The organism is Thiofilum sp. (assembly GCF_016711335.1).
Taxonomy (GTDB): Bacteria; Pseudomonadota; Gammaproteobacteria; order Thiotrichales; family Thiotrichaceae; genus Thiofilum.
The window spans coordinates 1,648,272-1,660,339 of sequence record NZ_JADJTF010000001.1; the positions used below are offsets into that span (position 1 = coordinate 1,648,272).

General features: G+C 43.0%; 10 protein-coding genes. 4 read left to right on the forward strand and 6 right to left on the reverse strand.

The genetic code is table 11. The features are described 5' to 3' along the window. Positions 1 to 38: 38 nt before the first annotated feature. Positions 39 to 959 carry a UDP-3-O-acyl-N-acetylglucosamine deacetylase gene (gene lpxC, locus IPL34_RS07825; RefSeq protein WP_296840264.1) on the forward strand — a complete coding sequence of 307 codons (921 nt, stop codon included), beginning with the start codon at positions 39 to 41 and terminating at the stop codon, positions 957 to 959. A gap of 24 nt (positions 960 to 983) precedes the next feature. Here the strand turns inward: lpxC and IPL34_RS07830 are convergent, their stop codons facing one another. Further along, the gene (locus IPL34_RS07830) at positions 984 to 1,391 is read right to left on the reverse strand and encodes a hypothetical protein (protein ID WP_296840268.1); all 408 of its coding nucleotides are present in this window, start codon (positions 1,389 to 1,391) and stop codon (positions 984 to 986) included. An 803-nt stretch (positions 1,392 to 2,194) separates the two neighbouring features. Between IPL34_RS07830 and secA the strand changes: the two genes are divergently transcribed. The 3 genes from secA to mutT are packed head-to-tail and all read left to right on the forward strand — an operon-like array spanning position 2,195 to position 6,536. After that, complete coding sequence (gene secA, locus IPL34_RS07835) at positions 2,195 to 4,909, forward strand: preprotein translocase subunit SecA (protein ID WP_296840271.1); 2,715 nt, start codon at positions 2,195 to 2,197, stop codon at positions 4,907 to 4,909. Between the two features lie 12 nt (positions 4,910 to 4,921). After that, a complete protein-coding gene (argJ, locus tag IPL34_RS07840; protein ID WP_296840273.1) occupies positions 4,922 to 6,130 on the forward strand; it encodes a bifunctional glutamate N-acetyltransferase/amino-acid acetyltransferase ArgJ in 1,209 nt (402 codons plus the stop codon). Then, entirely contained in the window at positions 6,111 to 6,536 is a 426-nt protein-coding gene (gene mutT / locus IPL34_RS07845) for an 8-oxo-dGTP diphosphatase MutT (protein ID WP_296840276.1), read from the forward strand. The genes argJ and mutT overlap by 20 nt, the downstream gene beginning before the upstream one ends. A 49-nt stretch (positions 6,537 to 6,585) precedes the next feature. Here mutT and IPL34_RS07850 read toward each other — a convergent pair whose 3' ends face one another. The 5 genes from IPL34_RS07850 to ccsA form a co-directional block, all read right to left on the reverse strand. Further along, positions 6,586 to 6,795 (reverse strand): DUF465 domain-containing protein, encoded by a 210-nt coding sequence (locus tag IPL34_RS07850; protein ID WP_296840278.1) that lies wholly within the window; start codon positions 6,793 to 6,795, stop codon positions 6,586 to 6,588. Positions 6,796 to 6,824: 29 nt separating this feature from the next. Beyond that, positions 6,825 to 8,378 carry a DEAD/DEAH box helicase gene (locus IPL34_RS07855; RefSeq protein WP_296840280.1) on the reverse strand — a complete coding sequence of 518 codons (1,554 nt, stop codon included), beginning with the start codon at positions 8,376 to 8,378 and terminating at the stop codon, positions 6,825 to 6,827. 205 nt (positions 8,379 to 8,583) lie between these two features. Then, positions 8,584 to 9,951 carry a DNA repair protein RadA gene (radA, locus tag IPL34_RS07860; RefSeq protein ID WP_296840282.1) on the reverse strand — a complete coding sequence of 456 codons (1,368 nt, stop codon included), beginning with the start codon at positions 9,949 to 9,951 and terminating at the stop codon, positions 8,584 to 8,586. After that, positions 9,944 to 11,239, reverse strand: coding sequence for an HlyC/CorC family transporter (locus IPL34_RS07865; RefSeq protein ID WP_296840285.1), 1,296 nt, complete (start codon positions 11,237 to 11,239; stop codon positions 9,944 to 9,946). Before IPL34_RS07865 ends, radA begins: the two co-directional genes overlap by 8 nt. Next, on the reverse strand, positions 11,239 to 12,051 hold the full coding sequence (ccsA, locus tag IPL34_RS07870) for a cytochrome c biogenesis protein CcsA (RefSeq protein WP_366931026.1): 813 nt from the start codon (positions 12,049 to 12,051) through the stop codon (positions 11,239 to 11,241). Before ccsA ends, IPL34_RS07865 begins: the two co-directional genes overlap by 1 nt. Positions 12,052 to 12,068 lie beyond the last annotated feature (17 nt).

The following is a 12,068-nucleotide window of genomic DNA, read 5'->3' on the forward strand; positions in this document are numbered from 1 at the left end:
CACACATTAGCACAAACATCTAAGGACATTGGGCATTTATGCTGAAACAACGCACTTTAAAACAAGCCGTTTCTACGGTTGGCATTGGCCTGCATTCCGGTAAAAAAGTTTCTATTATCTTGCGTCCAGCGCCGAGCGATACGGGTATAGTATTTCGTCGTATTGATCTTGGTATGGAGGCTCTCATTGAATTGCATCCAGAGCGAGTGGGGGAGACCATGCTATGTACCGCCTTGGTGAACGGTACAGTCAAGGTGTCTACCATTGAGCATTTACTATCTGCGCTAGCCGCCTTAGGTATTGATAATCTCTATGTCGATTTAGATGCGCTTGAAATTCCTATTATGGATGGGAGTGCTTCGCCTTTTTTATATCTCATCTTATCCGCTGGAATCCAAGAACAGTCAGCACCGAAACGGTTTATTAAAATTAAAAAACCAATTACTTATGATAATGGCAAAGGCGCTTGGGCTACTTTAAAACCCTATGATGGTTTTAAGATTAAGTTTGAGATCGACTTTAAACATCCAGCAGTCGATGCAACGGCACAGTTTTTAGAAGTGGATTTTGCACGGCAAGCCTATGCGAGTGAGATTTCTCGGGCGCGTACTTTTGGCTTTATGCGTGATATTGAAAAATTGCGCTCCTTAAATTTGGGACTAGGCGGAAGCTTGGAAAATGCCATTGTGTTAGATGACTATCGAGTTTTGAATCGAGAAGGCTTGCGCTATAGCGATGAGTTTGTGCGCCACAAAATCTTAGACGCAATTGGTGATCTATATACGTTAGGGCACGGCATTATTGGAGCTTATCATGGTTTTAAATCAGGGCATGCGATTAATAATTTGCTCGTGCGCGAATTACTTAAGCAACGCGAAGCTTGGGACATTGTGACTTTAGGTCATACTCAGAAAGAAAAAGCAATCTTTGCGGATAACTACACTTTAGCGCCACTCTGAGGTCATTAAATTTTAAGCATCATGCTAAGCCTGAAGCAAAGTAGGCTCAGTAATCGCTTCAGCTAAACGCCCTAACGCCATACCTAAGTCTTTATCCGGTATATCGGAAGCAATACTTTTCATAATAGTAAGAGTCTGGAGTGATGCTTTTGCACGCTTTGGTGGTCGAGTAGGTAGATACAGCGGTAAACTTAAAAGCTTGATCTCTACTTGGCTTAAGTTGAGGTGTAAAGTAAGGTTTAATGTTTTGCAGATTTTCTTGCGTAAAAAGCGCGCTTGTGTAGCCAATACCACATCATCGGTCATTAACAGTAAAGTATTTCTTTGAATAATAGGCCAGATACGATGAGGTTCAGAAATAGGCAATAAAGGTTGCAAAGATGCCGTGATTTGGTCAATTTCTACCAGTCTTTCCTGTAGTTGTGGATACATTGAGATATAAGCTTTTTTCATAACTGACCAAATAAAATTCAAGCATGCTAAGTAAGCACAAGTATCATTTTGCTGAAAAGCAATCCACCTACACAGGGCGCGTGTTAGCCTAAAACTAATGTTTTCTTTAAGTGATTAGGGACTACAATGAGTAGTATTTGCTATTAATACAGCAACTTATGAAATTTGACCCGCGTTTACCTTCTTTTCAAGAAGGATAGTATAAGATAGTAGCGAGTTGATTGGCGACCCCTCACTGACTATCTGCCTTTAACACTACTCACCTTCGCTTCACTCGTCAACGTAGTATTTTCGATAGCTTTTATTAATTATTTGTAAGGTAGTCGATGAAAGCATTCGCTGCTATTGGGCATCCGCTACAGCACTAGGTTTTGAGGGGAAAAGCTAGTTTTTCACCACCTGTTAGGAGCAAGGATTAACTTTTGCAGGGCTTGACAACGATCAGATAAATAACAGTTAGTGAGTATGAGTTGAGTGACTTGAAATTCATGATTTATACATTGCCAATTAATTCACACTACGTCTATGCTTTTACGTTAGAATTCAGCCGCAAAAGAGGAGGTGTAGTGATATAGCCTCTTTACAGGTTGATAATCAGCCATATTACATACAGATGCTAACCGTTTAGCCATTATTAGATGCTAAGGCTTGTATTTGCCAAGGGCAGACCCATATATAAAGTCTTAGACGTTCAGCTTACTCAAGCAATATAATCTTGACCTTTAAGTGATATGGCGCTGTTTCCACCCAGTTAGGTGGATGAATAGGAGATAATAAAGCAAATGCTCGGTTCTGTTGCCAAAAAATTGTTCGGAAGTCGGAATGACCGACTGATTAAGGGATACTCAAAAGTTGTCAAAATCATCAATGGCTTAGAGGATAAGTTTGTTGCTCTGACGGATGAGCAATTAAAGGCAAAAACCACAGAATTTCGCGCCCGCTACGCTAAGGGTGAAACCTTAGATGCCTTACTACCAGAAGCCTTTGCTACCGTGCGTGAGGCCAGTAAACGGGTGTTAGGCATGCGCCATTATGATGTGCAATTAATCGGCGGTATGGTGCTGCATGATGGCAAAATTGCTGAGATGCGCACGGGCGAGGGTAAAACTTTAGTCGCTACCTTAACAGCCTACCTCAATGCGCTCTCTAGCAAAGGGGTGCATGTTATTACAGTGAATGACTATCTAGCCCAACGTGACGCTACGATGATGTCTAAACTGTACGGTTTCTTAGGTTTAACCACGGGCGTGATTATCAGTGAACTCGATTCCAATCAGCGCCGTAATTCTTACAGTGCCGATATTACCTATGGAACGAATAATGAATTTGGTTTCGATTATTTACGCGACAATATGGCGTTTAGTAAAGAGGAGCGGGTGCAACGTGAACTCAACTATGCCATTGTCGACGAGGTTGACTCGATTCTGATTGATGAGGCACGGACTCCGTTAATTATTTCTGGTCCAAGCCAAGATGCGTCAGACTTATATCGTGCCTTAGATGCTATTGTCCCCAAACTCAAGCGTAAAGCCGGCGGTGAAAAAGATGAAGGTGAGGGCGATTATTATGTGGACGAAAAAGCCCGCCAAGTTTATCTCACCGAAGATGGACAAGAATATGCCGAGCAGTTATTGCAAGAGGCTGGTGTATTAGTCGACGGTGCAGGTTTATATGATGCTGCCAGTATCACTATCCTACATCATCTCAATGCCGCACTCCGCGCCCACTCTTTGTTCCAACGCAATGTCGATTACATCGTTCGTGACAACAAGATCGTCATTGTGGATGAGTTTACTGGACGCACTATGCCCGGTCGCCGTTGGTCAGAGGGGTTACATCAAGCGATTGAGGCGAAGGAAGGGGTGGATATTCAGGCTGAAAATCAAACCTTAGCCTCGATTACCTTCCAAAACTATTTCCGCCTCTATAAAAAACTCTCTGGTATGACCGGTACGGCCGATACCGAAGCCTTTGAGTTACAACAAATTTATAAGCTTGAAGTCGTCGTTATTCCTACTAATAAGCCTATGATTCGGATCGATTCTAATGATTTGATCTATATGACTATCGGTGAAAAGTACGACGCGATTATTAAAGATATTCAGCAGTGTGTAGAAAAAGGTCGCCCTGTGCTAGTAGGTACGGCGTCTATTGAAAACTCGGAATTAGTCTCAGATAAACTAAAAGCGCTGCGTATTCCTCACGAAGTACTTAATGCTAAGCAACACGAGCGTGAGGCACATATTATCGCCAATGCGGGGCGTCCCGGCGCTGTTACGATTGCGACCAATATGGCAGGTCGTGGTACAGACATTATGCTAGGGGGCAGTGTTGAAGAAGAGCTAAATATGTTGGGTGATAATCGCACCCCTGAAGCGGTAGAAAAAATTAGAGCGATGTGGAAAAAGCGCCATGATGCGGTGATTGCCTCAGGTGGTTTGCATATTGTGGGTACTGAGCGCCATGAGTCACGTCGTATCGATAACCAGCTACGTGGACGGTCGGGGCGTCAAGGTGATCCAGGTTCATCACGTTTTTACCTGTCACTTGAAGATAATCTGATGCGTATTTTTGCCTCTGACCGAGTAAAGGGTTTGATGCAAAAACTCGGTATGGAAAAAGGGCAAGCGATTGAAGCAGGGCTAGTCTCACGCTCGATTGAAAGTGCTCAGGCGAAAGTGGAAGCGCATAACTATGATATTCGTAAGCACTTACTCGAATACGATGATGTTGCTAATGATCAGCGCAAGGTCATTTACGAACAACGTTCAGACCTATTAGAAGTACAAGATATTCAGGACATGATTAACTCTATTCGAGTTGATGTGGTGGATAGTACTATCAGTAAACATATTCCAGCCGGTAGTGTTCCAGAGCAATGGGATATTCCTGGTTTAGAAAAGCAGCTAAATGAAGAGTTTGCTTTAGCTTTACCCGTTCAGCAGTGGCTAGATACGGATAAAAATCTTTATGAAGAAACCTTGCGTGAACGCATTCAAACTGAGGTTGAGCAGACTATAAAGGCTAAAGAAACGCTCATTGGTTCTGAAAGTATGCGCCGCTTGGAGCGTGAAGTGATGCTGCATATTTTAGATTCGCATTGGAAAGATCACTTAGCCGCTATGGATTACTTGCGCCAAAGTGTAGGCTTACGAGGCTATGCGCAAAAGAATCCTAAACAAGAATACAAGCGTGAAGCGTTTGAAATGTTCCAAGAAATGTTGGAGCGGATTAAACATGAGGTGATTTCGTTCTTAGCCCGCATTCAGGTCAATACCACAGCGCCTGAGCCAGAACCAACACCTGAGCCACAATATCGTCATTATTCCCATCCGCGTGTAGCCAGTGCGCTCCAAGTGGAAGAGGACGATGAGGTAGTTGATGCCATGACACCGGAAAAGCCTTATCGCCCTGACAAAACTAAAGTAGGGCGCAATGATCCCTGTCCTTGTGGTTCAGGCAAAAAATATAAACAATGTCACGGTCAATTGGCTTAAAAGGGGCATAGTATGGCTGTTCATTTATCAGTTCCAGAGTTTTTATTACCTATTAAAGGTATTCGTTTAGCTACGATCAATGCGGGCATTCGTTATAAAAATCGTGATGATATGGTGCTCATTGAGGCTGCTGAAGGTAGTAGCGTAGCTGCCGTATTTACGCGTAATGCTTTTTGTGCCGCACCGGTTACGGTAGCAAGAGCACATCTGGCACAAGCCCCAATTCGCTATTTAATGATTAATGCAGGTAATGCGAATGCAGGTACGGGTAGTGAGGGCTTAGCCGCAGCCACCACTACTTGTGAAGCTTTAGCACAAGTAGCGGGGGTGAATACTAATCAAGTATTGCCTTTCTCCACGGGTGTGATCGGTGTGCAATTACCGGTGGCAAAAGTCACTTCAGCGTTGCCGGAGCTAGTTGCCTCGCTCACTGAAGATAATTGGATGAAAGCTGCACGCGCAATTATGACCACGGATACTCTGCCCAAAGGGATTAGTAAACAGGTCAGTATAGGCGGGCAAACCATTACTATCACGGGGATAGCTAAGGGCGCGGGCATGATTCATCCCAATATGGCTACGATGTTGAGCTATATTGCGACGGATGCTCAAGTAGAGGCTAGCTTTTTACAACAAACGCTGAGCAGCGTGGTAGACGATACCTTTAACTGTATCACTATAGACGGCGATACTTCGACTAATGATGCTTTAGTGTTGATTGCAACAGGGGCATCAGGGGTAGCGGTAGGCGAAAATGAATTAGCAACTTTCCACGCGGCACTAAAAGAGGTTTGCCTATTCCTCGCTCAAGCGATTGTTCGCGATGGTGAGGGCGCTACTAAATTTATCGATGTTCAAGTAGAACAAGCACGTAGTCGGGAAGAAGCGCACACGGTTGCTAATACGGTGGCTCTATCTCCTTTAGTCAAGACCGCACTCTTTGCTAGTGACCCTAATTGGGGACGCATTTTAGCCGCAGTAGGGCGTAGTCCGATTGATAGCTTAGATGTGAGCCGTATTAGTATCTATTTAGGCGATACGCTGCTGGTGAAAGGGGGGCAACCTTCACCGGATTATACTGAGGCTCAAGGTCAAGCCGAAACTAAAAAAGACGAGATTAAAATTCGTATTAGCTTAGGTCGAGGTGATGCAGTCGCCAATGTGTGGACTTGTGATTTCTCCTTTGATTACGTGAAAATCAATGCAGAATACCGCAGCTAATTTACCCATCATCCATGTTGTGGCGGCTATTATTGTGAGTCCTGATAGTCGCCAAGTGCTCTTGGCTAAACGTCCTAGTCATAAGCATCAAGGCGGTAAGTGGGAGTTTCCGGGTGGAAAGGTAGAGCCTAATGAATTAGCCACTCATGCTCTGGCGCGTGAGTTAGCTGAGGAATTAGGGATTGATACCCAGCCACACGAGATGCATCTTTTTCAAGAGATACATCATACTTATCCAGAAAAGCAGGTGCATTTAGAGTTTTGGTGGGTAAAGGCTTTTAGTGGAGTTCCACAGGGTTTAGAGGGTCAAACAATACAATGGTTTGCTTGGGCTGACTTAAGCAGTCTAGTGTTTCCTGAAGCCAACCAGCCAATTGTAAAGCGTTTAGTTGCTCAAAATAATTAGTTATTCTGAGCAACTGCTCAGCCCTTAATGGTGCTCTCTGTGAGGTAGGTTAAGCATTCATATCGGGTATGAGAGCGCTATTGATTTTTTGAATCATATCTTTGATGTGTAGCTTGCGTTTTTTCAAGCGCGAGACTAAAAGCTGGTCATAAACACCTTCAAGCATTAAAGCAGCAATTTGCTCATCAAGCTCACGATGTTCACAGCGTAGTTTGACTAGCTGTGCACGTAATTCATGTTGGGGTTGTTGGGTTAGCATAAGCAAGCATAAAGAGTATGAGGGCACATTTATTTCAGTAAAGTACGACGTTTTTCTTTATAACGAATGACCACCTTTTTATCTGGGTTAACCGTTTTAGTGGGCATGTAATCAGTCTGATTTTCCCAGTCACCGATAGCATAAGGGGCGTCATGAGTTAAGGTTGAGGGCATGCGCATACCGTGGTCGGAACGCTTACGCACAGGGTTATTGGTACTAGGCGCACCACCATTGCCATTAGTACGTCCATAGGTGCTTTTACGGTCGTTCATAGCTGGATTAGTACGACGTTCGTTTTGATAGTTATTTTGTCCTTGACCTTGCCCCTGGCTGTGGTTAGCACGCGGAGGACGGGTATCACGGTCGCGGGTGTCACTACCATTATTAGTGCGTACTGGACGTTTTGCATGCGGCTGCTGAGAGCTGTGTGCATTACGCGAGTCGCGTTCAGGTTTATTGCGATTGATAGCTCGGTTAGAGGGTTCTAGACCTGCAATAGTACGCTGCTCAAAGGCTTCACCTAAGTATTCTTCAATCTTTTTAAGTGGTTCACGCTCTTGACGACCGACTAACATAACAATAGGCACGATGCTAGGTTCATCTAAAAACTCTTGTAGACGACTGACATAATGCTCGACTTTTTCGGGTACATCAAAATGAATGACCCGTTCCCCACCATTAATTTCAGCCTGAATGCCTTCTTGATCAGCCACAATCAGAATAGGACAGGCTTCTGTATTACGTTCTTCTTCAGCTAATAAATGCACCGCGTCCGCTGTATGACCATGGTTAGCTAGACTATCAGCGAGTGATTTAGCAGTTTTAGCATTAACGGTATAAATAATAGTAGGAACTACCTGACGTTGATCTAATAAATGATCCATCAGGGCAATTTTATGGGTATAGTCATCAGCGAAATAAACGTGTTGCTTGAGTTGCAGTAATTGAGTTTTTTCGTCCTGAATCGTGATTTCTTCAGCGCCTGTTAGAATCTGTCTAGCATAAGGCGTGACCTGCTCATCATGGCGCACAAAGGCAATAATCGGATAGGGAGTGGTACGTTGAGCTAGGATTTTATCAATTAAATTATGTAAGCCTTTTTTGTAAATTGCAGTGAGGTCATCAATAATCAGCATCTCTAAGTTATTAAAACTCGCTTTATTATTGTCCACTAAGTCATTCAACCGCCCAGGAGTTGCAATCATTAAATCCAAGGGACGACGTAATAGGCGCATTTGGGGCTGATACGGACGACCGCTTACAATAAAGCCTGTGCGGATTTGTTGTTCACCCAACAGACGTTTAATAGTGTAGGTAATTTGGTTAACTCGATCACGCCGTGAAGTGAGGATTAACACACGCGCTCCTCGATGGTCTTCTAAGGGATTGGATAAGACGTAACTAATCGCAGGTATCAAAAATGATCCTGTTTTCCCAGAAGCCGATTGTGTCCATACCAGTACACTACTGCCCTTATTGATACAAGGAATCAGTTGTTGTTGTAACTCGGTAGGATGTTCATAACCAGCGGCTTGTACGCTAGTTACAAATTCTTTATTTAAACCTAAATCCTCAAAAGACAAGACATATACTCCCCGGATGAGTGCGCTCAGGTAGCGTTGGAACCTTTTCTTTAGAAATTAAAAAGGGGAAATTAGCATTAGGAGCCTTTGTAAAAGCCGCACAAGACCCAGATTTGTGAAATTGAAATTGCGACCTCAACACTGACTTTAAACTATTATATATGTTGCATCTAGTCAACAGCTCTGAGATAAACGTGTGGTAAATTTACATCAAAACCTCGATGGCTTTATCTAATCGTGGCACGGCAATGATGTCCATACCCTGAATGCTATGATGAGGCTTATTAGCTTTTGGTATAATAGCACGTTTAAACCCATGTTTGGCAGCTTCATGGAGTCGCTCTTCGCCATTAGGCACAGGACGAATTTCTCCGGCTAGACCCACCTCGCCAAATACAATTAAATCCGCAGGTAAAGGGCGATTTCTAAAACTGGATAGAGCCGCTAAAACTAACGGTAAATCAGCAGCCGTTTCAGAGATTTTAACACCCCCCACAATATTGATAAATACATCCTGATCAAACATGGAAATTTGACCGTGGCGATGTAGCACCGCTAAGAGCATAGCCAAACGATTTTGCTCTAAACCTAAGGTCAAGCGTCGTGAATGTCCTCCATGACTACTATCGACTAGGGCTTGAACCTCAACCAATAAAGGGCGTGTACCCTCGCGGGTAACCATAATCACACTACCTGCTACAGGCTCCTCATGACGTGACAAGAAAATAGCTGAGGGATTACTAATACCGCGCAACCCTGTCTCAGTCATGGCAAATACGCCTAATTCATTGACAGCGCCAAAACGATTTTTCACTGCGCGTAGAATACGATAGCGTCCCCCCGGATCGCCCTCAAAATAAAGCACAGTATCCACCATATGCTCTAATACTCTAGGACCGGCTAGTGTTCCCTCTTTAGTCACATGACCTACGATAAATAATGAGGTTTGAGTTTGCTTAGCAAAACGTACTAATTGAGCGGCAGCTTCACGAATCTGGCTCACTGAGCCGGGAGCTGACTGCAATTGCTCAGTAAAAATCGTTTGAATCGAGTCCACCACCATGATTTTAGGCTTTTCAATCAGGGCTAACGCAATAATAGTTTCTACACAGGTCTCGGTTAAAAGCCTAAGATGTCCAGCGGGCAAATTTAAGCGATGTGCTCGCAAACTCACTTGCTGCATCGACTCCTCACCGGTCACATAAAGGCTTGGTATCTCTGGCAAGCCACACAAAGCCTGCAAAAGAATGGTGGATTTACCAATCCCCGGATCACCCCCAATCAAGACTACCGAGCCTGTGACTAGACCACCACCCAGCACCCGATCCAGTTCTGTCATACTGGTAGATAGGCGTGGGTCTTCTTGTACGGTCACATCCTTGAGTGATTGAATTTGTACTTTATCCCCTGCATAGCCACTAAAGCGTGGATTTTGCTGTTTAGCAGTGGGTGCAGAAATAGCTACTGTTTCTTCTAAAGTATTCCATTCGCCACAGTCTGGGCATTGCCCAATCCATTTATTTTGAGTAGTACCACATTGCGAACAAACATACTGAGTTTTGGTTTTAGCCATTAGTGTTATCTAGCTCTAAATCACGAGTTAAACGAGGATAAATAATAGCAGTTTTTACCGCATTATTACGCGTTTTGCGTATTTCTATAGGATATTCATTAATTAATACGGTCATTCCGGGAACAGGAATCGCTTGCAAATGCTCGGTTATTAATCCGTTAAGGGTTTTTGCACCATCAATAGGTAAATTAATTTCCAATAAGCGATTAATTTCACGTAAATGCATACCGCCATCCACCCAAGCACTACCATCTTCTTTACGTTGGATTTCGCGTGATAAACTAGGAGGGACTGTAGAAAACTCTCCTACAATTTCCTCTAAAATATCCTCCATCGTAATCAGACCTTGTACTTCACCATATTCATCCACAACAAGAGCAATACGTCTTGATTCAGCACGGAAGTTAATTAACTGTTGGGTAAGGCTTACGCCTTCAGGGACAAAATAAGCGGGTCGTATAATACTTTCTAAGCGCTCACGCGTTAAATAACCGTCGCGCAGTAGAGGAAAGATTTTGCGTACATGCACAAAACCCTCTACTTGGTCTAAACTCCCGCGATAAACCAAAATACGAGTAAAATTACTACGTGCTATTTGATCCTCAATATCGCTCCAATCGCTTTCCAAATCGACAGCATAGATTTGGCTACGTGGAATCATAATATCCTCAATCGTTGTGGATTCTAGGTCTAATACACTCACTAGCATATCAACGTGATTTTTAGGGATGGTTGCACCGGCTGCGGTGACGACACTGCGTAATTCTTCACGGCTTAAAGCAATGCGGTTGGTGTTATCAGACTTTAGTCCAAAGATTTTCAGTAGTACACTAACTAAGCTATTGACAATCCAAACAAAAGGCCAAAAGATTTTGAGTATAGCGGTGTAAATATAAGAGGCTGGAAAAGCAATACGCTCAGGATGTAAAGCTCCCACCGTTTTTGGCATAACCTCACCAAAAATCAGCAATAATAAGGTTAAAATACCAGTAGCTAAGGCAAGACCTGCATCACCGAATAAACGTAAGCCTAGTAAAGTAGCTAATTGAGTAATAATAATATTTACGAAATTATTACCTAATAAAATCATGCCTATCAGTCGCTCAGGTTTTTCCAGTAGCTTTTGAGCTAACTTAGCACCTTTATGATTTTGCTCCGCTAAGTGCCGTAGGCGATAGCGGTTTAAAGTCATTAATGCGGTTTCAGAGCCAGAGAAAAATGCTGACAGGCTAAATAATCCAAGTAAAGATATAACTAATAGACTAATCGGTATGCTATCTATATTCATTAGCGTTGCACCAAAAATTCGATAATAAATTTACTGCCTAAAAATCCTAACATTAAAATTATACTTCCTATTAAAGTCCATCGTATTGCAATGCGTCCACGCCACCCGTAATGCCAATGACCAATCAGCAAGGCTGTGAAGATAAACCAAGCTATTAAGGATAAGATGGTTTTGTGAGCTACATGCTGAGCGAATAAATCGGTTAAATAAATAAAACCAGTCATCAGCCCTAGGGTTAAAAAAATCACTCCTACTAAAATCAGGCGAAATAATAAGTCCTCCATATCTAATAAAGGAGGAAGTGATTTTAAAATTAAAGTGTGTTGGCGTTTATGTAGATAATGGTTTTGAATGGCTAGTAAGAGGGCTTGAAAAGCTGCCAGAGTTAGCATGCTATAGGCGAGTAGTGAAATAATAATATGAATACCTAACCCATTATCCAAACTTGTATTGACTCCTATAGGCTGGGGAAGAAGCTGAATAGTCAGACCCAGCAATGTCAAGGGTATAGTAAATAGGCTTAAGCTTTGTACCGGACGCTTTAATTGGGCAATCAGTAGGAGCAAATTAGTTAACCACATGACTAAGGATGCAGTTATATTAAAATTTAATACAAAGCCTGATGAGGTGCGCATAAGCCATAATAGACTAAGCCCATGCGCTGCGAGAGCTATCAAGGTTAAGGGTTTTAACCATCGGGTGGATAATAGCTTAGGAGTCGATTGGCTGGGAGTTTTATATAGTTGAAAGAGTAGCGTAAGCCAAATTAAAGACCAAGCTATTACTGCCAACAGGGTCATCATTATTGTCATTGTGCGGTGTAAGTTTC